The following is a 24,424-nucleotide window of genomic DNA, read 5'->3' on the forward strand; positions in this document are numbered from 1 at the left end:
TAATGACAGCAAACGTAAAACCTTCTTCCACCCCGAGTGCGGGCAGTGATGAAATTGATATTGGTCGCCTGATCGGCACCGTGGTAGAGGCGCGCTGGTGGGTGCTGGGTATCACCGCAGTGTTTGCCGTGGCGGCAGTGATTTACACCCTCTTCGCCACCCCAATCTACAGCGCCGACGCGCTGGTGCAAATTGAGCAGAATAGCGGCAGTTCTCTGGTGCAGGACATCGGTTCGGCGCTGGCGAACAAGCCGCCCGCCTCGCAGGCGGAAATCGAGTTGATTCAGTCCCGCCTGGTGCTGGGTAAAACCGTGGACGATCTCGATCTCGACATCGGCGTCAGCAAAAACACCTTCCCGGTGTTTGGCGCGGGCTGGGATCGGTTGATGGGCCGGCAAAACGACACCGTAAAAGTAACCACCTTTACGCTGCCCGCCGGGGGGGCCAGCCAGGTCTTTACCCTCGAGGTGCTGGATAAAAACCAGTATCAGCTCACCAGCGACGCCGGGTTTAGCGCCCGCGGCAAGGTGGGGGAGATGCTGGAGAAAGACGGCGTGAGCATGATGGTCAGCGACATTCGTGCCCAGCCCGGCAGCGAGTTCACCGTCAGCAAATTCTCGATGCTGGGGATGATTAACAACCTGCAGGGCAACCTGACGGTCACCGAAACCGGGAAAGATACCGGGGTGCTGAGTCTGACCTTTACCGGGGAAGATAAGGACAAGATCCGCGACATTCTCAATAGCATCACCCGCAACTACCAGGCGCAGAACGTGAAGCGCAAGTCGGAAGAGGCGTCCAAAAGTCTCGAGTTCCTGGCGAAACAGCTCCCGGAAGTGCGCGGTCATCTGGACGAAGCCGAGAACAAGCTCAACGCCTTCCGTCAGGATAAAGATTCTGTCGATCTGCCGCTTGAGGCGAAGTCGGTGCTGGATTCGATGGTCAATATCGATGCCCAGCTTAACGAGCTGACCTTTAAAGAGGCGGAAATTTCCAAGCTCTACACCAAACGCCACCCTGCCTACCGCACGCTGCTGGAAAAACGCCAGACGCTGGAAGAGGAAAAAGCCAAGCTCAATGGCCGCGTCACCGCGATGCCAAAAACCCAGCAGGAGATCCTGCGTCTGACCCGCGACGTGGAGTCTGGTCAGCAGGTCTATATGCAGCTGTTGAACAAACAGCAGGAGCTGAAGATCACCGAAGCGAGCACCGTTGGCGACGTGCGGATTGTCGATCCGGCCATCACCCAGCCTGGCGTGCTGAAGCCGAAGAAGGCACTGATTATTCTCGGCAGCATTATTCTTGGCCTGATGCTCTCTATCGTTGGTGTGCTGCTGCGCTCCCTGTTTAACCGGGGAATCGAAAGCCCGCAGGTGCTGGAAGAGCACGGCATCAACGTCTACGCCAGCATCCCGCTGTCGGAATGGCAGAAGTCGCGTGACAGCGTCAAAACCACCAACGGGGTTAAACGCTACAAACAGAGCCAGCTGCTGGCCGTGGGCAACCCAACGGATCTGGCCATCGAAGCCATTCGCAGTCTGCGCACCAGCCTGCACTTCGCCATGATGCAGGCCAGCAACAACGTCCTGATGCTCACCGGGGTCAGCCCGTCCATCGGTAAAACCTTCGTCTGCGCCAACCTGGCGGCGGTGGTCAGCCAGACCAACAAGCGCGTCCTGCTGATCGACTGCGACATGCGTAAGGGCTACACCCACGAGCTGCTGGGCACCAATAACGTGAACGGTCTGTCGGACATCCTGCTGGGCAAGGGCGATATCAACCAGTGCGCGAAACCGACCTCCGTCCCTAACTTTGACCTGGTCTCGCGTGGTCAGGTGCCACCGAACCCGTCAGAACTGCTGATGAGCGAGCGATTCACCCAACTGGTGAAATGGGCCAGCGAGAATTATGACCTGGTGCTGATCGATACCCCGCCAATCCTGGCCGTCACCGATGCGGCGATTGTCGGTCGCCACGCGGGCACCACCCTGATGGTGGCGCGTTATGCGGTGAACACCCTGAAAGAGGTGGAAACCAGCCTCAGCCGCTTCGAGCAGAACGGCATTCCGGTGAAAGGGGTGATCCTCAACTCCATCTTTCGTCGCGCTACCGGGTATCAGGATTACGGGTATTACGAGTACGAATACAAGTCGGACAGTAAGTAATGAGCCATTCGGGGAATACCATGACAACACGCCCTTTGATTTCTATTTATATGCCGACATGGAACCGTCAGCAGTTGGCGATCCGTGCGATAAAGTCGGTATTGCGCCAGGACTATGACCACTGGGAGCTGATCATCGTTGATGACTGCTCCTCCTCCTGGGAACAACTGCAGCAGTTTGTCACCGACCTCAACGATCCGCGGGTGGTCTACACCCACAATGCCATTAACTCAGGCGCCTGTGCGGTACGTAACCAGGCGATCATGCAGGCCAACGGCCAGTACCTGACCGGCATTGACGACGATGATGAGTGGACGCCGAACCGGCTCTCGACCTTCCTGGCGCACCAGCATCATCTGGTCACCCATGCGTTTCTGTATGCCAACGACTACGTTTGCGAGGGGGAGGTCTATTCCCAGCCCGCCAGTCTGCCGCTGTATCCGAAATCGCCTTACTCGCGTCACCTGTTCTACAAACGCAATATCATCGGTAATCAGGTCTTTACCTGGGCATGGCGCTTCAAGGAGTGCCTGTTCGATACCGAACTGAAGGCCGCCCAGGACTACGACATCTTCCTGCGAATGGTGGTGGAGTATGGCGAGCCGTGGAAGGTGGACGAGGCGACGCAGATCCTGCACATCAATCACGGCGAGATGCAGATCACCTCGTCGCCGAAAAAGTTCTCCGGTTACTTCCACTTCTACCGCAAGCACCGGGACAAGTTCGATCGCGCCAGCCGCAAATATCAGCTGTTTACCCTGTATCAGATCCGCAATAAGCGCATGAACTGGCGCACGCTGCTGACGCTGATCTCGGTGCGTAACGGCAAGCGTCTGGCTGATGGGCTGCGGGGGAAATAATGGTGCTGGAAGATTGTCGCGCAAACAGCTGGAGCCTGCGCCCTTGCTGCATGGTGCTGGCCTATCGGGTGGCCCATTTTTGCTCCGTCTGGCGTAAAAAGAACGTCCTCAACAACCTGTGGGCCGCGCCGGTGCTGGTGCTCTACCGCATCATCACCGAGTGCTTCTTCGGCTACGAAATCCAGGCCGCGGCCACCATCGGGCGTCGCTTTACCATTCACCATGGTTATGCCGTGGTGATCAATAAGTTCGTGGTGGCCGGGGATGATTTTACCATTCGTCACGGCGTGACCCTCGGCAACCGCGGCCCGGACAGCCTGGCCTGCCCGGTGATTGGCAATAACGTTGAGCTGGGTGCCAACGTGGTGATGATTGGTGATATCACCGTGGGCAATAACGTCACCATCGGGGCCGGGAGCGTGGTGCTCGACAGCATCCCCGACAACGCGCTGGTGGTGGGTGAGAAGGCCCGGGTGAAGGTGATCAAATGAATATTCTGCAATTTAACGTACGCCTCGCCGAGGGCGGGGCGGCAGGGGTGGCGCTGGATCTGCACCAGCGCGCGCTGGAAAAAGGCCTTCAGTCGCGCTTTATCTACGGCTACGGCAAGGGCGGCAAGAAAAGCGTCAGCCACGATCGCTACCCACAGGTGGTGAAGCACACCCCGCGGCTGACCTCAGTGGCGAATATCGCGCTGTTCCGCCTGTTTAACCGCGATCTGTTCGGCAACCTTAATAGCCTGTATCGCACCGTGACCCGCACGTCTGGCCCGGTGGTGTTGCATTTCCACGTCCTGCACAGCTACTGGTTGAAGCTGGAAGAAGTGGTGGCCTTCTGTGAAAAGGTGAAGGCGCATAAACCGGATACCACGTTCGTCTGGACGCTGCACGATCACTGGAGCGTGACCGGCCGCTGCGCCTTTACTGACGGCTGCGAAGGCTGGAAAAACCACTGCCAGAAGTGCCCGACCCTCGGCAACTATCCCCCGGTGAAGGTGGATCGCGCCCACCAGCTGGTGGACGGAAAACGCCAGCTGTTCCGCGACATGCTGGCGCTCGGCTGCCAGTTTATCTCTCCCAGCCAGCATGTGGCTGAGGCCTTTAACAGCCTGTATGGGGCAGGGCGCTGCCGGATTATCAACAACGGTATTGATGTGGCGACGGAAGCCATTCTGGCGGAACTGACGCCGGTCGCGGTGACGCCAGGCAAACCGAAAATCGCAGTGGTGGCGCACGACCTGCGCTACGACGGCAAAACCAACCAGCAGCTGGTGCGTCAGATCATGGCGCTCGGCGATAAAGTGGAACTGCACACCTTCGGTAAGTTCTCGCCGTTCGACGGTGCGAACGTGATTAACCACGGTTTCGAAACCGACAAGCGCAAGCTGATGAGCGCCCTGAACGGTATGGATGCGCTGGTGTTCAGCTCCCGCGTGGATAACTATCCGCTGATTTTGTGCGAAGCGCTCTCCATCGGGGTGCCGGTGATCGCGACCCATAGCGATGCTGCACGGGAAGTGCTGGAGAAATCCGGCGGCAGGACGTTCAGTGAAAACGAGGTGCTGCCGCTGGTACAGCTGTCGAAGGCGGAGATCGCCCAGGCTGTTTTTGGCACCGACCTGGAATCGTTCCGCACCCGCAGCCGCCAGGCCTACAGTGGACAACAGATGCTGGAGGAGTATGTCTCGTTCTATCAGAATCTGTAGCTATCTGCTGCTGCCGCTGATCTACCTGCTGGTCAACGTCAAAATTGCCCAGCTGGGTGAAAGCTTCCCCATCACCATTGTGACCTTTTTACCGGTGCTGCTGTTGCTCTTCGTCGAGAAGATTAGCGTCAAGAAGCTGTTGATTGCGCTGGGGCTGGGGGCCGGGCTGACCCTCTTTAACTACATCTTTGGTCAATCGCTGGACGCCAGCAAATATGTCACCTCCACCATGCTGTTTGTCTATATCGTGATCATTATCGGTATGGTGTGGAGTATTCGCTTTAAAACCATCTCGCCGCACAATTATCGGAAGATCCTCAGGTTCTTTTATCTTGTCATTGGCATCATTGTGATTTTAGCCGCAATGGAGATGGCGCAAATTATTTTGACGGGCGGCAGTAGCCTGATGGAAATAATTTCGAGATATCTTATTTACAGTAATAGCTATGTACTGAATTTCATTAAATTTGGCGGCAAGCGTACTACCGCGCTCTATTTCGAACCGGCATTCTTTGCTCTGGCGTTAATCTCAATTTGGCTCAGCATCAAACAGTTTGGTATCAAAACGCCCAAGAGCGATGCTATGATTCTTGCAGGAATTGTTCTTTCAGGCTCGTTCTCCGGGGTAATGACCTTTATCCTGTTTTACCTTCTGGAGTGGGCATTTCAGTATCTGAATAAAGAGGCAATCAAGAAAAAGTTACCCTTGGCGATCATTTCGCTGTCGGTGTTTTTGGTCGGGGTGGTATTCGCCTTCCCGTATATTTCCGAACGTCTGGGTGATTTGGGTACCGAAGGGTCGTCATCCTATTACCGTATTATCGGTCCGCTGGTGATGGTGGGGTACTCTTTAACCCATATTGATGGCGTAGTCAGATTTGGCTCACTTTATGAATATGTCGCATCATTCGGAATCTTTAACGGTGCGGACGTCGGAAAAACCATAGACAATGGCTTGTATCTGCTGATTATTTATTTCTCATGGTTCGCAGTGTTATTAACGGCGTGGTATCTGTTCAAAGTTTTCAAAATGACGATCAACGCCTTTGGTGATAATCAGAATTTTCGCGTACAGCTTTATCTTTTTACGCCGGTGTCGCTGTTTTTTACCGGGTCAATATTTAGCCCGGAATACGCATTCTTAATTGTTTGCCCGTTTATTTTGCGCAAGGCGCTTAATATTACGCGTTCATAACGAGGTGGTTTATGTTACTCAGCGTTATTACTGTTGCCTTCCGTAACCTTGACGGCGTGGTAAAAACCTGGCGTTCGCTGCGCAACCTGGCGCGCGATCCCAGCCTCAGCTTTGAATGGATTGTGGTAGATGGCGGCTCGAACGATGGCACGGCAGAATTTCTTGAAAAACTGAACGGTGAGTTCAACTTACGTTACGTCAGCGAGAAGGATCGCGGTATCTACGATGCCATGAATAAAGGCATCGACATGGCCCAGGGGCGTTACGCTATCTTTCTCAACTCCGGTGATATTTTTCATGAAGACGTGGCGCAGTTTGTGCGCCAGCTCGCCAGAGTGCAGGGTAATGCCATGATCCTTGGCGACGCGTTACTCGATTTTGGTGACGGAAATAAAGTGCGCCGGGCGGCAAAACCGGGCTGGTATATTTATCACAGCCTGCCGGCCAGCCACCAGGCGATTTTCTTCCCCGTAAGTGGATTAAAAACGTACCCGTACGAACTGCAATATCGCGTCTCGTCCGATTACGCCCTGACCGCCAGAATGTACAAAGCCGGTTATCCTTTTAAACGTCTGCCCGGGCTGGTCTCTGAATTCTCGATGGGCGGCGTGTCAACCTCGAATAATCTTGAATTATGCCAGGATGCCAAAAAAGTGCAGCGCGAGATATTGCGCATGCCGGGCGTATTCGCGGAATTGTCTTATTTATTACGTCTGAAAACGACGGGTAAAACGAAAGCCTTATATAACAAAGCCTGAATATAAGGAAACACAATGCAGGAATTAAGCGGCTTCTCTGTGCCTAAAGGATTTCGAGGCGCAGGCGGTATTAAAGTGCAGTTATGGTGGGCGGTGCAGGCAACCTTATTTGCCTGGTCACCACAAATTATGTACCGCTGGCGTGCCTTTTTATTACGGCTGTTCGGCGCAAAAATCGGAAAAAACGCAGTCATTCGTCCGTCGGTAAAAATTACCTACCCATGGAAATTAACCTTAGGGGATAACGCCTGGGTGGGAGACGATGCGGTGTTATATACGCTGGGTGATATTACGATTGGCGCCAATTCTGTGGTGTCACAAAAGTGTTATTTGTGTACCGGCAGTCACGATTATATGAGTCAACATTTTGATATTAATGCGCAGCCCATCACCCTGGGTGAGAAATGCTGGCTGGCGACCGACGTTTTTGTCGCGCCTGGCGTTTCCATTGGCGATGGCACCGTTGTTGGTGCGCGCAGCAGTGTTTTTAAATCGCTTCCGGCAAATAAGCTTTGCCGTGGCAATCCCGCAGTGGTGATACGCGAACGCGTTGAAACTGAATAACTTCTGATAAGTCTGGAGAAAATAAACATGTCTAAAGTCGCTCTCATCACCGGCGTTACCGGACAGGATGGTTCTTATCTGGCAGAACTTCTGCTGGAAAAAGGCTACGAAGTGCACGGAATCAAACGTCGTGCCTCCTCGTTTAACACCGAGCGCGTGGATCATATCTATCAGGATCCTCATGCCGCTAACCCGAAATTCCACCTGCACTACGGTGACCTGACCGATAGCTCTAACCTGACCCGTATCCTGCAGGAAGTGCAGCCGGATGAGGTCTATAACCTGGGCGCGATGAGCCACGTAGCGGTCTCCTTCGAATCCCCGGAATACACTGCCGACGTGGATGCAATGGGTACCCTGCGTCTGCTGGAAGCTATACGCTTCCTCGGTCTGGAGAAGAAGACCCGTTTCTACCAGGCATCCACCTCCGAACTGTATGGCCTGGTGCAGGAAATTCCGCAGAAAGAGACCACGCCGTTCTATCCGCGTTCGCCGTATGCGGTCGCTAAAATGTACGCCTACTGGATCACCGTGAACTACCGTGAGTCCTACGGCATCTACGCGTGCAACGGTATTCTGTTCAACCACGAATCCCCACGCCGCGGCGAAACCTTCGTTACCCGTAAGATCACCCGCGCTATCGCCAACATTGCTCAGGGTCTGGAATCCTGCCTGCACCTCGGCAACATGGACTCCCTGCGTGACTGGGGCCATGCCAAAGACTACGTGAAAATGCAGTGGATGATGCTGCAGCAGGAAAAACCAGAAGACTTCGTTATCGCCACCGGCGTGCAGTATTCCGTGCGTCAGTTCGTTGAGATGGCGGCCGCCCAGCTGGGTATCAAGCTGCGCTTTGAAGGCACCGGCGTAGATGAGAAAGGCATCGTTGTTTCTGTCACCGGCCATGACGCACCGGGCGTGAAACCAGGTGATGTGATTGTCCAGGTTGACCCGCGTTACTTCCGTCCTGCTGAAGTGGAAACCCTGCTGGGCGACCCAAGCAAAGCGCACGAAAAACTGGGCTGGAAGCCGGAAATCACCCTGCAGGAGATGGTGTCCGAGATGGTTGCCCACGATCTTGAAGCGGCGAAGAAACACTCCCTGCTCAAGTCCCATGGCTACGAGGTTGCCATCGCGCTGGAGTCCTGAGTATGAGCAAACAACGAATCTTTGTTGCCGGTCATCGCGGAATGGTGGGTTCCGCGATTGTTCGCCAGCTGGAACAGCGGGGCGACGTCGAGCTGGTGCTGCGCACCCGTGATGAACTGAATCTGCTGGATCCCGTTGCGGTGCAGGCATTTTTTGCCGACCAGCGCATCGACCAGGTTTATCTGGCGGCGGCAAAAGTGGGCGGCATCGTCGCCAACAACACCTATCCGGCGGATTTTATCTACGAAAACATGATGATCGAGAGCAACATCATTCACGCTGCGCATTTGCATAACGTGAATAAGCTGCTGTTCCTCGGATCCTCCTGTATCTACCCGAAGATGGCGAAACAGCCGATTGCCGAGAGCGAACTGCTGCAGGGTACGCTGGAAGCGACCAACGAGCCGTACGCCATCGCCAAGATTGCCGGGATCAAGCTGTGCGAGTCCTATAACCGTCAGCATGGCCGCGACTATCGCTCGGTGATGCCGACCAACCTGTACGGGCCGAACGATAACTTCCACCCGAGCAACTCCCATGTGATCCCGGCGCTGCTGCGTCGTTTTCACGAGGCAACCGCGAACAACGCACCGGAAGTGGTGGTGTGGGGCAGCGGCACGCCAATGCGTGAATTCCTGCATGTGGATGATATGGCTGCTGCCAGCATTCACGTCATGGAACTGGCCCGCGAGGTGTGGCAGGAAAATACCGAGCCGATGCTGTCGCACATCAACGTCGGTACCGGGGTGGATTGCACCATCCGCGAGCTGGCAGAGACTATTGCTCAGGTGGTGGGATACAAGGGCCGCGTCGCCTTCGATGCCAGCAAACCTGACGGCACACCGCGCAAGCTGTTGGATGTGACCCGTCTGCATCAGCTGGGCTGGTTCCACGAGGTGAACCTGGCGCAGGGGCTGGCCAGTACCTACCAGTGGTTCCTGGAAAACCAGCAGCGCTTCCGGGGGTAGATATGTTTTTAAGTCAGGAAGATTTTGCCACTGTGGTGCGTTCCACTCCGCTTATCTCCATCGATCTGATTGTGGAGAACGAGCGGGGCGAGTTTCTGCTCGGGCAACGCACCAACCGTCCGGCGCAGGGCTACTGGTTCGTGCCGGGTGGACGAGTGCAGAAAGACGAGACGCTGGAAAATGCCTTTGCACGTCTGACGCAAGCGGAGCTGGGGCTGCGCCTGCCAATGACGGCGGGGCAGTTCTACGGCGTCTGGCAGCACTTCTATGACGACAACTTTTCCGGCACCGATTTCACCACCCACTACGTGGTGCTCGGATATCGCCTGCAAGTGAATGAGGCAGACCTGCGTCTGCCTGATGCTCAGCATGACGACTATCGCTGGCTCAAGCCGGATGCCCTGCTGGCAAGCGATAACGTGCATGACAACAGCCGGGCCTACTTCCTGGCGGATCGTCAGGCCGGGGTGCCGGGATGTTACACGAAATCATTCAGCCTGAATCAAGGCGGCAAGTCTGGGAATCCCCAGGAGCTTGCTGAAGCAAGTGACTGGGGTGAGCAGACGCAGCCAACGCAGAGTCAGGTTGAAGGATAAAGTGTATGAAAATCCTTGTGTACGGAATTAACTACTCTCCCGAACTGACCGGTATCGGCAAATACACCGGCGAGATGGTGGAGTGGATGGCCCGCCAGGGTCATGAGGTGCGGGTCATTACGGCCCCGCCTTACTACCCGGAATGGCAGGTAGGTAAGCACTACTCCAGCTGGCGCTACCGCCGCGAAGAGGGGGCCGCCACCGTCTGGCGCTGCCCGCTGTATGTGCCGAAGCAGCCATCGACCTTAAAGCGTTTGATTCACCTGGGCAGCTTTGCCCTGAGCAGTTTCTTCCCGCTGATGGCGCAACGTCGCTGGAAGCCGGATCGCATTATTGGCGTGGTGCCCACCCTGTTTTGCACCCCAGGCATGCGCCTGCTGGGCAAACTCTCTGGCGCCCGCACGCTGTTACACATTCAGGATTATGAAGTGGACGCCATGCTCGGCCTGGGTATGGCGGGCAAAGGCAAGGGCGGCAAAGTCGCCAGACTGGCCAGCGCGTTTGAGCGCAGCGGCCTGCACAACGTCGATTACGTCTCGACTATCTCGCGCTCGATGATGAACAAAGCGCAGGAGAAGGGCGTGGCAGCGAAAAAGGTGATCTTCTTCCCCAACTGGTCGGAAGTGGCGCGTTTTCGCGACGTAGCGCCTGCCGACGTGGCGGCGCTGCGTGCGCAGCTGGGTCTGGCCGAGGCACACAAGATCGTTCTCTATTCCGGCAACATCGGTGAGAAGCAGGGGCTGGAGAACGTGATCGATGCCGCTGCTGCGCTCAGCGATAAGCCCTGGCAGTTTGTGATTGTCGGGCAGGGCGGCGGTAAAGCGCGGCTGGAGAAAATGGCCCGCGAGCGCGGCCTGCAGAATATTCAGTTCTTCCCGCTGCAATCTTACGACGCCCTACCGGCGCTGCTGAAAATGGCTGACTGCCATCTGGTGGTGCAAAAGCGCGGCGCGGCGGATGCGGTTCTGCCCTCCAAGCTGACCAATATTCTGGCGGTGGGCGGCAACGCGGTGATCACCGCCGAAGCCCACACCGAGCTGGGCCAGCTGTGTACCAGCCTGCCGGGGATCGCCGTGTGCGTTGAACCCGAGTCAGTACCCGCGCTGGTAGCCGGGATCGAACAGGCGCTGACGATGCCCAAAGAGAACACGGTAGCCCGTGACTATGCCGAACGCACGATCGAGAAAGAGAACGTGCTGAGCCAGTTTATTGCAGATATTCGGGGATAAATCATGAGTAAAAATACGTTGTACCCGGTGGTGATGGCAGGTGGCTCTGGCAGCCGGTTGTGGCCGCTCTCCCGCGTGCTCTATCCAAAACAGTTCCTCTGCCTGAAAGGGGAACTCACCATGCTGCAGACGACGGTGAACCGTCTTAATGGCGTGATGTGTGAAAGCCCGGTGGTGATCTGTAACGAACAGCACCGTTTCATTGTCGCCGAGCAGCTGCGTCAGCTGAACAAACTGACCGAAAATATCATTCTGGAGCCTGCCGGCCGTAACACCGCCCCGGCCATCGCCCTGGCAGCCCTGGCCGCCCAGCGCAGCAGCCCGGATTGCGATCCGCTGATGCTGGTGCTGGCCGCCGACCACGTGATTCAGCAGGAAGATGCCTTCCGCGACGCCGTGCGTTCAGCCATTCCGTATGCCGAGAGCGGCAAGCTGGTGACCTTCGGCATCGTGCCGGATCTGCCGGAAACCGGCTATGGCTATATTCGCCGTGGCAACGTCACCCCAGGCGAGGGCGAGAGCCTGGCCTTTGACGTGGCGCAGTTTGTCGAAAAACCCAATCTGGAAACCGCGCAGGCCTACGTCGCCAGCGGTGAGTACTACTGGAACAGCGGCATGTTCCTGTTCCGCGCCGGCCGTTATCTGGAAGAGCTGGAGAAATACCGCCCGGACATCCTTAACGCGTGCCAGCAGGCAATGGCGACCGTTGACCCGGATCTGGATTTTATTCGCGTCGATGAAGCGGCGTTCCTCGCCTGCCCGGAAGAGTCAGTGGATTACGCGGTAATGGAGCGTACTGCCGATGCGGTCGTCGTCCCAATGGATGCTGGCTGGAGCGACGTCGGCTCCTGGTCTTCACTGTGGGAGATCAGCGCCCAGACCCCGGAAGGCAACGTCCATCACGGGGACGTGATCAGCCATAAAACCGAGAACAGCTACGTCTATGCCGAATCCGGGCTGGTGACCACCGTCGGGGTGAAGGATCTGGTGGTGGTACAGACCAAAGACGCGGTGCTGATTGCCGATCGCAACGCGGTGCAGGACGTTAAAAAAGTGGTGGAACAGATTAAGGCCGATGGCCGCCATGAGCACCACATTCACCGTGAAGTTTATCGCCCGTGGGGCAAATACGACTCTATCGACGAGGGCGATCGCTACCAGGTCAAACGCATCACCGTTAAACCGGGCGAGGGGCTGTCGGTGCAGATGCATCATCACCGTGCCGAGCACTGGGTGGTGGTAGCGGGCACGGCCAAAGTCACCATCGACGACGTGGTGACGCTGCTGGGTGAAAACGAATCGATCTACATCCCGCTGGGGGCGACCCACTGCCTGGAAAACCCGGGAAAAATCCCGCTCGATCTGATTGAAGTGCGCTCCGGCTCGTACCTGGAAGAGGACGATATTGTCCGCTTTGAGGACAGGTACGGCAGGGTTTAGCACTCACGCATTTTGCCCGGTGGCGCTGCGCTTACCGGGCCAATGAAAACAAAAAATTTAATTGGCCCTGTCCGGGTCGGGCCAACTGTTGCCTGAATAAGGGGTAATGATGCAAAAATTAACCTGTTTTAAAGCCTACGATATTCGCGGCAAGCTCGGTGAAGAGCTGAATGAGGACATTGCCTGGCGCATTGGCCGCGCGTACGGCGAATATTTAAAGCCGAAAACCATTGTGCTGGGCGGCGACGTGCGTCTGACCAGCGAATCCCTGAAACTGGCCCTGGCAAAAGGGTTGCAGGATGCGGGCGTCGACGTGCTGGATATCGGTTTATCCGGCACCGAAGAGATCTACTTCGCCACCTTCCATTTAGGTGTTGATGGCGGGATCGAAGTGACCGCCAGCCATAACCAAATGGACTACAACGGTATGAAGCTGGTGCGCGAGGGCGCCCGCCCAATCAGTGGCGATACCGGCCTGCGCGACGTTCAGCGTCTGGCGGAAGCCAACGATTTCCCGCCGGTGAACGAAGCCAAACGCGGCAGCTATAAAAAAATCGATCTGCGTGACGCCTATATCGACCACCTGCTGGGCTACATCAACCTGGCGAACCTCAAGCCGCTGAAGCTGGTTATCAACTCCGGCAACGGTGCGGCTGGTCCGGTAGTCGATGCCCTTGAAGCCCGCTTTAAAGCGCTTAACGTGCCGGTGACCTTCGTTAAAGTCCATAACACCCCGGACGGTAGTTTCCCGAATGGCATTCCCAATCCGCTGCTGCCGGAGTGCCGCGCCGATACCCGCAACGCCGTGATTGAGCATGGCGCAGACATGGGCATTGCCTTTGACGGCGATTTCGACCGCTGCTTCCTGTTCGATGAAAAAGGGCAGTTTATCGAGGGCTATTACATTGTCGGCCTGCTGGCAGAAGCCTTCCTCGAGAAAAACCCTGGCTCGCGCATCATTCACGACCCGCGTCTCTCCTGGAACACGGTGGATGTGGTCGCTGCGGCGGGCGGTACGCCGGTGATGTCGAAAACCGGGCATGCGTTTATCAAAGAGCGGATGCGCGAAGAAGATGCCATTTACGGCGGCGAGATGAGTGCTCATCACTACTTCCGTGATTTTGCCTACTGCGACAGCGGGATGATCCCGTGGCTGCTGGTTACCGAACTGCTGTGCCTGAAGGGACAGTCGTTGGGCGAGCTGGTCCGCGACCGCATGGCGGCGTTCCCGGCGAGCGGAGAGATCAACAGCACCCTCGCCGCGCCTGCCGAGGCGATTGCCCGCGTGGAGAACCACTTTGCCCTGCACGCGCTGGAAATTGACCGCACCGACGGCATCAGCATGACCTTCCCCCAGTGGCGCTTCAATTTACGCTCGTCAAACACCGAGCCGGTGGTGCGCCTGAACGTGGAATCCCGCGCCGATGCGGCGCTGATGGCAGCGCGAACGCAGGACATTATGGCGCTGTTGAATCAGTAATCCTTGCCCCTCTCCCGACGGGGGAGGGGACCCTGAAACAGGAACAACGATGACAAATCTAAAAAAGCGCGAGCGAGCCAAAACGAATGCATCGTTAATCTCTATGGTGCAGCGTTTTTCTGATATCACCATCATGTTCGGTGGCTTGTGGATGGTGTGTAAACTCAGCGGGCTGCCCTTCCTCTATATGCATCTGCTGATGGCGCTGATCGCGCTGGTGGTTTTCCAGATGATCGGCGGGATGACCGACTTCTACCGCTCATGGCGTGGCGTTAAGATCGCCACCGAACTCCTGCTGCTGTTGCAGAACTGGACCTTGAGTCTGGTCTTCAGCTTCGGGCTGGTGGCCTTCAACAACGACTTTGATAATCGTTTTGCCACCTATTTTGCCTGGTATCTGCTCACCAGCGTGGGGATGGTGGTCTGCCGATCGCTGATCCGCTACGGTGCCGGCTGGCTGCGTAACCGCGGCTACAACACCCGCCGGGTGGCGGTTGCCGGGAGTATGCCCGCAGGGCTGGCGCTGCTTGACGGCTTCCGAAAAGAGCCGTGGCTGGGGTTCGATGTGGTCGGTGTTTATCATGACGCGCAGCCCGGCGGCGTGTCGGCTGACTGGGCCGGTAACTATTCCCAGCTGGTTGACGATGCTAAAGCCGGCAAGATCCACAACGTCTACATCGCCATGCCGATGAGTGACGAGGCCAGAATCAAAACCCTGATGCGCAAACTGGCGGACACCACCTGCTCGGTGATCCTGATCCCCGATGTCTTCACCTTTAACATCCTGCATTCTCGCATTGAAGAGGTGAATGGTGTGCCGGTGGTGCCGCTGTATGACACGCCACTCTCGGGGCTTAACCGGGTACTGAAGCGCGTGGAGGATATCGTCCTCTCATCCCTGATCCTGCTGCTGATCTCCCCGGTGCTCTGCGCCATCGCGCTGGCGGTGAAGATCACCTCCCCGGGGCCGGTTATTTTTCGCCAGACCCGCTACGGCATGGACGGTAAGCCCATTATGGTGTGGAAATTCCGCTCCATGAAGGTGATGGAGAACGACCAGGTGGTGACCCAGGCGACGCAAAACGATCCGCGCGTCACCCGCGTCGGTAATTTCCTGCGCCGCACCTCGCTGGACGAATTGCCGCAGTTTATCAACGTCCTGACCGGCGGCATGTCGATTGTCGGCCCGCGCCCGCATGCGGTGGCCCATAACGAGCAGTATCGCGCCCTGATTGAAGGCTACATGCTGCGCCACAAAGTGAAACCGGGCATCACCGGCTGGGCGCAGATCAACGGCTGGCGCGGTGAGACCGACACCCTTGAGAAGATGGAAAAACGCGTTGAGTTCGACCTGGAGTACATCCGCGAGTGGAGTCTCTGGTTCGATATCAAAATCGTTTTTCTCACCGTCTTTAAGGGCTTTGTGAACAAAGCGGCGTATTAACATGAGCTTACGTGAAAAAACCCTCAGCGGGGCAAAGTGGTCGGCTATCGCCACAGTGATCATCATCGGCCTCGGGCTGGTGCAGATGACAGTGCTGGCGCGCATCATTGATAACCACCAGTTTGGCCTGTTGACCGTCTCGCTGGTGATCATCGCCCTGGCTGATACGCTCTCGGACTTCGGTATCGCCAACTCGATCATCCAGCGTAAGGAGATCAGCCAGCTGGAGTTAACCACGCTCTACTGGCTGAACGTCGGCCTCGGTGCGCTGGTGTTCGTGGCGCTGTTTCTGCTCAGTGATGTTATTGCTGACGCGCTGAATAACCCGGAGCTGGCCCCGCTGATGCGCGCCCTGTCGTTTGCTTTTGTGGTCATCCCCCACGGGCAGCAGTTCCGCGCTCTGATGCAAAAGGAGCTGGAGTTCAGCAAAATCGGCATGATTGAAACCAGCGCGGTGCTGGCCGGGTTTACCTTTACCGTGGTCAGCGCCCACTTCTGGCCGCTGGCGATGACGGCCATCCTTGGCTATCTGGTGAACTCTGCCGTACGCACGCTGCTGTTCGGCTACTTTGGCCGCAAGATTTACCGTCCGGGTTTTCACTTCTCCCTCTCTTCGGTGTCGTCCAACCTGCGCTTCGGTGCCTGGCTGACCGCCGACAGCATCATCAACTATGTGAACACCAACCTCTCGACGCTGGTGCTGGCGCGTATCCTCGGTGCCAGCGTGGCGGGTGGCTATAACCTGGCCTACAACGTGGCGGTGGTGCCGCCGATGAAACTTAACCCGATCATCACCCGCGTGCTGTTCCCGGCGTTCGCCAAAATTCAGGACGATACCGACAAGCTGCGGATCAACTTCTACAAGCTGCTGTCGGTGGTGGGGATCATTAACTTCCCGACGCTGCTGGGGCTGATGGTGGTCTCCGGCAATATGGTGCCGCTGGTGTTCGGTGAAAAATGGATCAGTATTGTGCCGATCCTGCAATTGCTGTGCGTGGTGGGCCTGCTGCGCTCCGTCGGCAACCCGATCGGTTCGCTGCTGATGGCGAAAGCCCGCGTCGATATCAGCTTCAAATTCAACGTGTTTAAAACATTTCTGTTTATTCCGGCGATCGTCATCGGCGGCCATCTGGCGGGCGCGATGGGGGTGACGCTGGGCTTCCTGCTGGTGCAAATCATCAACACCGTGCTGAGCTACTTCGTGATGATTAAGCCGGTGCTGGGTTCCAGCTATCGGCAGTACATCCTGAGCCTGTGGCTGCCATTTTACCTGTCGCTGCCGACGCTGGCGGTGAGCTATGGCCTGGGCATCGCCCTCAACGGGCATCTGCCTCTTGCCGCGCTGCTGGCGGTGCAGGTGGCTGCGGGTGCCGTGGCCTTTGCCGTGATGATTGTGCTGTCGCGTAATGCGCTGGTGGTAGAGATTAAGCGTCAGTTCTGCCGCAACGAAAAGATTAAAACGCTGCTTCGCGCAGGCTAATTTTAAGAGGTCATTATGAAATTACTGATTCTGGGCAACCATACCTGTGGTAACCGTGGTGACAGCGCCATTTTGCGCGGCCTGCTGGATGCCATTTACACCCTGTCGCCTGAGACCGAAGTCGATGTGATGAGCCGTTACCCGGTCAGCTCCTCCTGGCTGCTGAACCGCCCGGTAATGGGCGATCCGCTCTACAGCCAGATGAAACAGCACAACAATGCCGCAGGCCTCATGGGCCGGGTAAAGAAGGTGCTGCGCCGCCGCTATCAACACCAGGTGCTGCTGTCGCGTGTCACCGACACCGGTAAGCTGCGCAATATCGCCATCGCCCAGGGTTTTACCGATTTTGTTCGTCTGCTCTCCGGTTACGACGCCATCATCCAGGTGGGCGGTTCCTTCTTTGTTGACCTCTACGGCGTGCCGCAGTTCGAGCACGCGCTCTGTACCTTCATGGCGAAAAAGCCGCTGTTTATGGTCGGCCACAGCGTCGGGCCATTCCAGGATCCACAGTTCAACCAGCTGGCAAACTATGTGTTTGGCCACTGCGATGCCCTGATCCTGCGCGAGTCGGTGAGCCTGAATCTGATGCAGCGCAGCGAGATAGACACCCGCAAAGTGGAGCAGGGCGTCGATACCGCCTGGCTGGTGGATCACCAGGAGGCGAACTTTACCCCCAGCTACGCCGTACAGCACTGGCTGAACGTGGTCGGGCAGCAAAAAACGGTTGCCATCACCCTGCGCGAACTGGCCCCGTTCGACAAACGGCTGGGTACCACCCAGGCGGCCTATGAGAAGGCCTTTGCCGAGGTGGTCAACCGGGTGCTGGACAGCGGCTACCAGGTGCTGGCGCTCTCCACCTGCACCGGGATCGACAGCTACAACAAAGATGACCGCATGGTGGCGCTGAATCTGCGCCAGTACGTCAGCGATCCGTCGCGCTACCACGTGGTAATGGACGAACTCAACGACCTCGAAATGGGCAAACTGCTGGGAGCCTGCGATCTGACCGTGGGTACGCGTTTGCATTCGGCGATCATCTCAATGAACTTTGGTACGCCAGCCATCGCCATTAACTATGAACACAAGTCTGCCGGGATCATGCAGCAGCTGGGCATGCCGGAGATGGCGGTGGATATTCGCCATCTGCTGGATGGCTCCCTGGGGGCGATGGTGGGTGACACCCTCGGCCAGTTGCCGGCCATCAACGACCGCCTGGCGGTGGCGGTCAAAGCTGAACGTGAAAACGGCATCAGAATGGTGAAATCGGTGCTGGATCGGGTCGGGGAGGGCAAATGAAGGTTGGTTTCTTCTTACTGAAATTTCCGCTCTCGTCCGAAACCTTTGTGCTGAACCAGATCACCGCGTTTATTGATATGGGTTATGACGTGGAGATTGTCGCCCTGCAAAAGGGCGACACGCAAAATACCCACGCGGCATGGACGCAGTACGACCTGGCCAGCAAAACCCGCTGGCTGCAGGATGAACCGCAGGGCAAGCTCGCGAAGCTGGGCTACCGCGCCCGCCAGACCCTGCGTGGGCTGCATCGCCCGGGCACGTGGAAAGCGCTGAACGTTTCCCGCTATGGCGCTGAGTCGCGCAACCTGATCCTTTCCGCCATCTGCGGCCAGACGGTACGCCCCTGGCGCGCGGATGTGTTTATCGCCCATTTTGGCCCTGCGGGCGTGACGGCAGCCAAGCTGCGTGAGCTGGGGGTCATTGACGGAAAGATTGCCACCGTTTTCCACGGGATCGACATCTCCAGCCGGGAGGTGTTAGCGCACTATACCCCGGAGTATCAACGCCTGTTCCAGCGCGGCGATATGATGCTGCCAATAAGCGATCTCTGGGCCGGACGGCTCAAAAGTATGGGTTGCCCGGCCGAGAAGATCACCGTCTCGCGCATGGGCGTGGATATGCAACGCTTTACCCAACGGCCGGTGAAGACCCCGGGAAGCCCGCTACAGATCATCTCTGTGGCGCGCCTGACCGAGAAAAAAGGGCTTCACGTGGCGATTGAGGCCTGCCGGCAGCTGAAAGCGCGTGGGGTTGCTTTTCACTATCGCATTCTCGGCATCGGCCCCTGGGAGCGCCGCCTGCGCACCCTGATCGGACAGTACGAGCTGGAAGACTATGTTGAGATGCCGGGGTTTAAACCCAGCCATGAAGTCAAAGCCATGCTCGATGCCGCCGATGTCTTCTTATTGCCGTCAGTCACCGGTACCGATGGCGATATGGAAGGGATCCCGGTGGCGCTGATGGAGGCGATGGCGGTGGGGATCCCCGTTGTCTCCACCGTGCACAGCGGCATTCCCGAACTGATCGAACCCGGCCACTCCGGCTGGCTGGTGGAAGAAAACAATCCGGCGGCGCTTGCCGGGCAACTGGAGCGCTTTGCCGCGCTTGCCGACCACGAACTTTCGCCCGTGCTGCACAACGCGCGCCGGAAAGTAGAGACCGATTTCAATCAACACCTGATTAACCGGCAGTTAGCCACTCTGCTTCAGACGCTTTAAAAAGGGAGGCTATATGCCGAAAGAGATGACGCGACGCGCGTTTGTCACCACCTGTTCTGTACTGGCCGCCGCACCGCTAATAGGGGTGCGGGCCGCATCGAACAACGCCACGGTGGATATCAGTCGCTATAACCATCGTGACTGGATCGCGGCGTTCAAAAAGGCCTTTACCGAAGGCGACACGGTGGTGGTACCCGCCGGGCTTACCTGCGACAACATCAACACCGCCATTTTTATCCCCGAGGGCAAAACCCTGCGCATCCGCGGCGCGCTGACCGGCAACGGACGCGGGCGGCTGGTGTTGCAGGATGGCAGTAAGGTGATTGGCGAAGGAGAGGGGCGCAGCGAAAACATTACCCTCGACGTCCGCGGTTCCGACTGTGTGATCCAGGGGCTGGCGATGAGCGGTTATGGTCCGGTGACCCAGATCTATATCGGCGGCAAAAAACCGAGAGTAATGCGCAATCTGGTGATCGACAACCTGCGGGTCACTAAAGCCAACTATGCGATCCTGCGTCAGGGTTTCCATAACCAGGTGGATGGCGCACGGATCACTAACTGTCACTTCAGCTATCTGCAGGGCGATGCCATTGAGTGGAACGTGGCAATCAACGACCAGAACATCCTAATCTCCGACCACGTTATCGACCATATCGACTGCACCAACGGTAAAATTAACTGGGGCATCGGCATCGGGCTGGCCGGCAGTACCTATGATAATGCCTACCCGGAAGACCAGGCGGTGAAGAACTTTGTGGTGGCCAATATCACCGGCAGCAACTGCCGCCAGTTAGTGCACGTTGAGAATGGCAAACACTTTATTATCCGTAATGTTAAAGCCAAAAATATCACCCCGGATTTCAGCAAAAAAGCGGGCATTGATAACGCCACGGTAGCGATATATGGCTGTGATAATTTTGTCATCGATAATGTTGAAATGACCGGCAGCGCAGGCATGTTAATTGGGTACGGTGTGATTAAAGGCAATTATTTGTCGATACCGCAGAATTTTCGCCTCAACAATATTCATCTCGACAACCAGAAACTTGCGCGAAAGCTGCGCGGAATACAGATCTCCTCCGGCAATGCGACCTCATTCGTGGCCATCACCAATATCGAGATGAAGCGTGCCACGCTTGAGTTACATAATAAACCGCAGCATCTTTTTATGCGTAATATCAAAGTGATGCAGGATTCCAGTGTCGGGCCTGCCCTGAAGCTGAACTTTGATCTGCGCAAAGATGTGCGCGGGAAATTTATGGCTCGCAAAGAGACGTTGCTGTCGCTGGCCAACATTAACGCGATTAATGAAAAGGGCCAAAGCTCGGTGGATATTGACCGCGTCGATCACCATACCATTAACACGGAACGGCTGAATTTTAGTCTGCCAAAGCGCTAGAAATTAACCAGACGGCATTTTGCGAAGATTCCTGGAATTGAAGCGCGCGGATTCGGATTGCAACTACTGGAATTTAGACGATAGTTGCGTAACATCGTCATCAGATTTGTAGCAATCCGTGCTGGCGAAACCATGCTAAAGAGCTATAATTCGGCAACCATTTTAAGGTGGAAGAAATATGATTAATTTGAAAGCGGTTATTCCGGTAGCTGGTCTGGGCATGCATATGCTCCCGGCCACAAAAGCCATTCCTAAAGAGATGCTGCCGATCGTTGACAAGCCGATGATCCAATACATCGTCGACGAGATTGTTGCTGCAGGGATCAAAGAAATCGTTCTGGTGACCCATTCTTCAAAGAATGCGGTAGAAAACCACTTCGACACCTCCTACGAACTCGAAGCCCTTCTGGAGCAGCGCGTTAAGCGTCAGCTGCTGGCAGAAGTGCAGTCCATCTGCCCGCCAGGTGTGACTATTATGAACGTTCGCCAGGCACAACCGCTGGGGCTTGGTCACTCAATCCTGTGCGCGCGTCCTGTGGTCGGCGATAACCCGTTTGTGGTCGTATTGCCGGACATCATTCTGGACAACGCCTCTGCCGACCCGCTGCGCTACAACCTTGTTGCTATGGTGGCGCGTTTCAACGAGACCGGCCGTAGCCAGGTGCTGGCGAAGCGTATGAAGGGCGATCTGTCCGAATACTCTGTCATTCAGACCAAAGAGCCGCTGGATTCAGAAGGTAAAGTCAGCCGTATCGTTGAGTTTATCGAGAAACCGGATCAGCCGCAGACGCTCGACTCCGATCTGATGGCCGTTGGCCGCTATGTGCTCAACGCTGAAATTTGGGCTGAGCTGGAGCGTACCGAGCCAGGTGCATGGGATCGTATTCAGCTGACGGATGCTATCGCGGAACTGGCGAAGAAGCAGTCTGTCGATGCGATGCTGATGACCGGTGACAGCTACGACTGCGGTAAAAAAATGGGATACATGCAAGCCTTTGTTCAGTATGGTCTTCGTAACCTGAAAGAAGGGCAAAAGTTCCGGGAAAGCATGAAGAAACTACTAACCAAAGACTAACGATTGGTTTGTCGTTGACTAAACGGCAGTGGATCATTCCAGGCTTTTATAAGCCATGTGAATGACACTGCCGTTTTCTTTTTAAATATTTTCTTAATTTTCAGTGGCTTAATCGATGTTTTTTTGTATGGCTGGCTTGCTTTTTTCCCTTGTTTCTACACGCATTTAAGACGACAATTATTAATTGACTTAAACGCTACCCTGTCACGATTTGCCGGGGAGAAGCGATTACATACCTCTCAATATGATCACGTTCAGTGCACTGGTAGCTGTTAAGCCAGGGGCGGTAGCGTGTCTGATTTCTGAATATTCGCTTTAAGGCATTGTCAGAAATCCATTATCCCAATGTAAACATTTAACGGAAAATAACGCGTGAAAATTCTTGTTACTGGTGGTGCCGGTTTCATCGGCTCTGCGGTTGTACGACATATTATTCAAAACACCCAGGATTCGGTGGTTAATGTCGATAAATTGACCTACGCCGGTAACCTGGAATCTCTGGCTGAGGTGAGCAACAGCCCGCGTTACGCTTTTGAGCATGCCGATATTTGCGACAAAGCGGCAATGGACCGTATCTTTGCCGAGCATAAACCTGACGCGGTGATGCATCTGGCAGCCGAGAGTCACGTTGACCGTTCGATTACCGGCCCGGCTGCGTTTATCGAGACCAATATCGTTGGGACTTACGTGCTGCTGGAAGCGGGCCGAGCGTACTGGTCAACGCTGGACGATCAGGCGAAAAAAGCGTTCCGTTTCCATCATATTTCCACCGACGAAGTTTACGGCGATCTGCCGCACCCGGACGAACATCCTGCGTCTACCGAGCTGCCGCTGTTTACCGAGACCACGGCGTATGCGCCAAGCAGTCCCTATTCAGCCTCGAAGGCGTCCAGCGATCACCTCGTGCGCGCATGGTTGCGTACCTACGGCTTCCCGACCATCGTCACCAACTGCTCAAATAACTACGGGCCTTATCACTTCCCGGAAAAACTGATCCCGCTGGTGATCCTGAACGCCCTGGACGGAAAAGCGCTGCCGATTTACGGCAAGGGCGATCAGATCCGCGACTGGCTCTATGTCGAAGATCACGCCCGTGCGCTCTATACGGTAGTGACCCAGGGTAAACCAGGCGAAACCTACAACATCGGCGGTCATAACGAAAAACAAAACCTGGATGTTGTGCATACTATTTGCGATCTGCTTGATGAAATCGTGCCGAAAGACGGCTCTTATCGCGATCAAATTACCTATGTTACTGACCGCCCCGGCCATGATCGCCGTTATGCCATCGATGCGGATAAGATTAGCCAGACATTGGGCTGGAAACCGCAGGAAACTTTTGAGAGCGGGATCCGTAAAACGGTGGAGTGGTATCTGGCCAACACCCAGTGGGTCGAGAACGTCAAAAGCGGCAACTATCAATCCTGGATTGAACAGAACTACGGGGAACGTCAGTAATGAATATCCTTTTGTTCGGCAAAACAGGGCAGGTGGGTTGGGAGCTGCAACGCTCGCTTGCTCCCCTTGGTAACCTGATTGCCGTTGATGTTCACTCCAGCGAATATTGCGGTGATTTCAGCAATCCAGAAGGCGTAGCGGAAACCGTGCGCCGCATTAAGCCAGATGTGATTGTGAATGCGGCGGCGCATACTGCCGTAGATAAAGCCGAATCAGAAGCAGAATTCGCCCAGTTGCTGAATGCCACAAGCGTTGAAGCCATCGCTAAAGAGGCGGCTAAAATCGGTGCCTGGGTTGTACACTATTCTACCGATTACGTTTTCCCGGGTAACGGCGAAGAACCGTGGCGAGAAACGGATGCGACTGCACCGCTGAATGTGTATGGCGAAACCAAGCTGGCGGGCGAAAAGGCTTTGCAGGCACACTGTGCTCGCCACTTAATTTTCCGTACCAGCTGGGTTTATGCCGGTAAGGGAAATAACTTTGCGAAAACCATGCTGCGTTTTGCAAAAGAGCGGACAGAGATGTCGGTCATCAACGATCAGTTTGGCGCACCAACAGGCGCTGAGCTGCTGGCAGACTGCACGGCGCATGCGATCCGCGTGGCGCTGAAGCAACCTGATGTTGCAGGGCTTTATCATCTGGTTGCGAGTGGGGTGACTACCTGGCACGACTATGCCGCACTGGTGTTCGACGAGGCGCGTAAGGCTGGTATTGAACTGGCGATTACTACGCTCAACGCCGTTCCTACCAGTGCTTATCCTACTCCGGCACGCCGCCCGAATAACTCCCGTCTGAACACAGATAAATTCCAGCAAAACTTTGATCTCGTATTACCTGCGTGGGAAACCGGGGTAAAGCGTATGCTGGCAGAATTGTTTACGACTACTGCGGTCTGACCTTACATTAAATGCCCGTTTACGGGCATTTTGCACATAAAGAGATG

Annotated in this window: 20 protein-coding genes and 1 pseudogene; all 21 read left to right on the plus strand. The window is 56.0% G+C overall.

The annotated features are described in order from the left end of the window. Positions 1–2: 2 nt before the first annotated feature. On the plus strand, positions 3–2,165 hold the full coding sequence (wzc, locus tag C3F35_RS19810; RefSeq protein ID WP_103792143.1) for a tyrosine-protein kinase Wzc: 2,163 nt from the start codon (positions 3–5) through the stop codon (positions 2,163–2,165). Positions 2,166–2,185: 20 nt separating this feature from the next. Beyond that, positions 2,186–3,025 carry a colanic acid biosynthesis glycosyltransferase WcaA gene (gene wcaA, locus C3F35_RS19815; protein ID WP_032612407.1) on the plus strand — a complete coding sequence of 280 codons (840 nt, stop codon included), beginning with the start codon at positions 2,186–2,188 and terminating at the stop codon, positions 3,023–3,025. A gap of 2 nt (positions 3,026–3,027) precedes the next feature. Next, complete coding sequence (gene wcaB, locus C3F35_RS19820; RefSeq protein WP_103792230.1) at positions 3,028–3,516, plus strand: colanic acid biosynthesis acetyltransferase WcaB; 489 nt, start codon at positions 3,028–3,030, stop codon at positions 3,514–3,516. After that, a complete protein-coding gene (gene wcaC, locus C3F35_RS19825; protein ID WP_032612403.1) occupies positions 3,513–4,730 on the plus strand; it encodes a colanic acid biosynthesis glycosyltransferase WcaC in 1,218 nt (405 codons plus the stop codon). The genes wcaB and wcaC overlap by 4 nt, the downstream gene beginning before the upstream one ends. Then, entirely contained in the window at positions 4,705–5,925 is a 1,221-nt protein-coding gene (gene wcaD, locus C3F35_RS19830; protein ID WP_103792142.1) for a colanic acid polymerase WcaD, read from the plus strand. The genes wcaC and wcaD overlap by 26 nt, the downstream gene beginning before the upstream one ends. 11 nt (positions 5,926–5,936) lie before the next feature. Further along, positions 5,937–6,683, plus strand: coding sequence for a colanic acid biosynthesis glycosyltransferase WcaE (wcaE, locus tag C3F35_RS19835; RefSeq protein ID WP_077226512.1), 747 nt, complete (start codon positions 5,937–5,939; stop codon positions 6,681–6,683). Positions 6,684–6,698: 15 nt separating this feature from the next. Beyond that, complete coding sequence (gene wcaF, locus C3F35_RS19840; protein ID WP_059307561.1) at positions 6,699–7,247, plus strand: colanic acid biosynthesis acetyltransferase WcaF; 549 nt, start codon at positions 6,699–6,701, stop codon at positions 7,245–7,247. 27 nt (positions 7,248–7,274) lie between these two features. Beyond that, positions 7,275–8,396 carry a GDP-mannose 4,6-dehydratase gene (gene gmd / locus C3F35_RS19845; RefSeq protein WP_032612394.1) on the plus strand — a complete coding sequence of 374 codons (1,122 nt, stop codon included), beginning with the start codon at positions 7,275–7,277 and terminating at the stop codon, positions 8,394–8,396. A 2-nt stretch (positions 8,397–8,398) separates the two neighbouring features. After that, the gene (fcl, locus tag C3F35_RS19850) at positions 8,399–9,364 is read left to right on the plus strand and encodes a GDP-L-fucose synthase (RefSeq protein ID WP_032612392.1); all 966 of its coding nucleotides are present in this window, start codon (positions 8,399–8,401) and stop codon (positions 9,362–9,364) included. Positions 9,365–9,366: 2 nt separating this feature from the next. Then, positions 9,367–9,840, plus strand: a pseudogene (locus C3F35_RS19855) (GDP-mannose mannosyl hydrolase); the annotation flags it as partial. A gap of 125 nt (positions 9,841–9,965) precedes the next feature. Next, positions 9,966–11,189, plus strand: a complete 1,224-nt coding sequence (gene wcaI / locus C3F35_RS19860) for a colanic acid biosynthesis fucosyltransferase WcaI (RefSeq protein ID WP_103792141.1) — start codon at positions 9,966–9,968, stop codon at positions 11,187–11,189. Positions 11,190–11,192: 3 nt separating this feature from the next. Continuing rightward, positions 11,193–12,629, plus strand: a complete 1,437-nt coding sequence (gene cpsB / locus C3F35_RS19865) for a mannose-1-phosphate guanyltransferase (RefSeq protein ID WP_032612386.1) — start codon at positions 11,193–11,195, stop codon at positions 12,627–12,629. 109 nt (positions 12,630–12,738) lie between these two features. After that, on the plus strand, positions 12,739–14,109 hold the full coding sequence (gene cpsG / locus C3F35_RS19870; protein ID WP_103792140.1) for a colanic acid biosynthesis phosphomannomutase CpsG: 1,371 nt from the start codon (positions 12,739–12,741) through the stop codon (positions 14,107–14,109). A gap of 49 nt (positions 14,110–14,158) precedes the next feature. Further along, positions 14,159–15,553, plus strand: coding sequence for an undecaprenyl-phosphate glucose phosphotransferase (gene wcaJ, locus C3F35_RS19875; protein ID WP_032612384.1), 1,395 nt, complete (start codon positions 14,159–14,161; stop codon positions 15,551–15,553). A gap of 1 nt (position 15,554) precedes the next feature. Then, the gene (gene wzxC / locus C3F35_RS19880) at positions 15,555–17,033 is read left to right on the plus strand and encodes a colanic acid undecaprenyl disphosphate flippase WzxC (protein WP_103792139.1); all 1,479 of its coding nucleotides are present in this window, start codon (positions 15,555–15,557) and stop codon (positions 17,031–17,033) included. 15 nt (positions 17,034–17,048) lie between these two features. Then, complete coding sequence (gene wcaK / locus C3F35_RS19885) at positions 17,049–18,329, plus strand: colanic acid biosynthesis pyruvyl transferase WcaK (protein WP_103792138.1); 1,281 nt, start codon at positions 17,049–17,051, stop codon at positions 18,327–18,329. After that, positions 18,326–19,546, plus strand: coding sequence for a colanic acid biosynthesis glycosyltransferase WcaL (wcaL, locus tag C3F35_RS19890; protein ID WP_103792137.1), 1,221 nt, complete (start codon positions 18,326–18,328; stop codon positions 19,544–19,546). The genes wcaK and wcaL overlap by 4 nt, the downstream gene beginning before the upstream one ends. Before the next feature lie 13 nt (positions 19,547–19,559). Beyond that, positions 19,560–20,945, plus strand: coding sequence for a colanic acid biosynthesis protein WcaM (wcaM, locus tag C3F35_RS19895; protein WP_103792136.1), 1,386 nt, complete (start codon positions 19,560–19,562; stop codon positions 20,943–20,945). Positions 20,946–21,123: 178 nt separating this feature from the next. Next, entirely contained in the window at positions 21,124–22,020 is an 897-nt protein-coding gene (gene galF / locus C3F35_RS19900) for a GalU regulator GalF (protein WP_103792135.1), read from the plus strand. A 372-nt stretch (positions 22,021–22,392) separates the two neighbouring features. Further along, positions 22,393–23,478 (plus strand): dTDP-glucose 4,6-dehydratase, encoded by a 1,086-nt coding sequence (rfbB, locus tag C3F35_RS19905; protein ID WP_032612375.1) that lies wholly within the window; start codon positions 22,393–22,395, stop codon positions 23,476–23,478. Continuing rightward, positions 23,478–24,377: a dTDP-4-dehydrorhamnose reductase gene (rfbD, locus tag C3F35_RS19910; protein WP_032612372.1), complete on the plus strand. Its 900-nt coding sequence runs from the start codon at positions 23,478–23,480 to the stop codon at positions 24,375–24,377. Before rfbB ends, rfbD begins: the two co-directional genes overlap by 1 nt. Positions 24,378–24,424: the final 47 nt, after the last annotated feature.

The organism is Leclercia sp. LSNIH3 (assembly GCF_002935105.1).
GTDB lineage: Bacteria > Pseudomonadota > Gammaproteobacteria > Enterobacterales > Enterobacteriaceae > Enterobacter > Enterobacter adecarboxylatus.

What these genes read in the sequence shown, in the direction of transcription:
- wzc (WP_103792143.1), top strand. Translation starts at nt 3, where the DNA reads ATGACAGCAAACGTAAAACCTTCTTCCACCCCGAGTGCGGGCAGTGAT.
- wcaA (WP_032612407.1), top strand. Translation starts at nt 2,186, where the DNA reads ATGACAACACGCCCTTTGATTTCTATTTATATGCCGACATGGAACCGT.
- wcaC (WP_032612403.1), top strand. Translation starts at nt 3,513, where the DNA reads ATGAATATTCTGCAATTTAACGTACGCCTCGCCGAGGGCGGGGCGGCA.
- wcaD (WP_103792142.1), top strand. Translation starts at nt 4,705, where the DNA reads ATGTCTCGTTCTATCAGAATCTGTAGCTATCTGCTGCTGCCGCTGATC.
- wcaE (WP_077226512.1), top strand. Translation starts at nt 5,937, where the DNA reads ATGTTACTCAGCGTTATTACTGTTGCCTTCCGTAACCTTGACGGCGTG.
- wcaF (WP_059307561.1), top strand. Translation starts at nt 6,699, where the DNA reads ATGCAGGAATTAAGCGGCTTCTCTGTGCCTAAAGGATTTCGAGGCGCA.
- gmd (WP_032612394.1), top strand. Translation starts at nt 7,275, where the DNA reads ATGTCTAAAGTCGCTCTCATCACCGGCGTTACCGGACAGGATGGTTCT.
- fcl (WP_032612392.1), top strand. Translation starts at nt 8,399, where the DNA reads ATGAGCAAACAACGAATCTTTGTTGCCGGTCATCGCGGAATGGTGGGT.
- wcaI (WP_103792141.1), top strand. Translation starts at nt 9,966, where the DNA reads ATGAAAATCCTTGTGTACGGAATTAACTACTCTCCCGAACTGACCGGT.
- cpsB (WP_032612386.1), top strand. Translation starts at nt 11,193, where the DNA reads ATGAGTAAAAATACGTTGTACCCGGTGGTGATGGCAGGTGGCTCTGGC.
- cpsG (WP_103792140.1), top strand. Translation starts at nt 12,739, where the DNA reads ATGCAAAAATTAACCTGTTTTAAAGCCTACGATATTCGCGGCAAGCTC.
- wcaJ (WP_032612384.1), top strand. Translation starts at nt 14,159, where the DNA reads ATGACAAATCTAAAAAAGCGCGAGCGAGCCAAAACGAATGCATCGTTA.
- wzxC (WP_103792139.1), top strand. Translation starts at nt 15,555, where the DNA reads ATGAGCTTACGTGAAAAAACCCTCAGCGGGGCAAAGTGGTCGGCTATC.
- wcaK (WP_103792138.1), top strand. Translation starts at nt 17,049, where the DNA reads ATGAAATTACTGATTCTGGGCAACCATACCTGTGGTAACCGTGGTGAC.
- wcaL (WP_103792137.1), top strand. Translation starts at nt 18,326, where the DNA reads ATGAAGGTTGGTTTCTTCTTACTGAAATTTCCGCTCTCGTCCGAAACC.
- wcaM (WP_103792136.1), top strand. Translation starts at nt 19,560, where the DNA reads ATGCCGAAAGAGATGACGCGACGCGCGTTTGTCACCACCTGTTCTGTA.
- galF (WP_103792135.1), top strand. Translation starts at nt 21,124, where the DNA reads ATGATTAATTTGAAAGCGGTTATTCCGGTAGCTGGTCTGGGCATGCAT.
- rfbD (WP_032612372.1), top strand. Translation starts at nt 23,478, where the DNA reads ATGAATATCCTTTTGTTCGGCAAAACAGGGCAGGTGGGTTGGGAGCTG.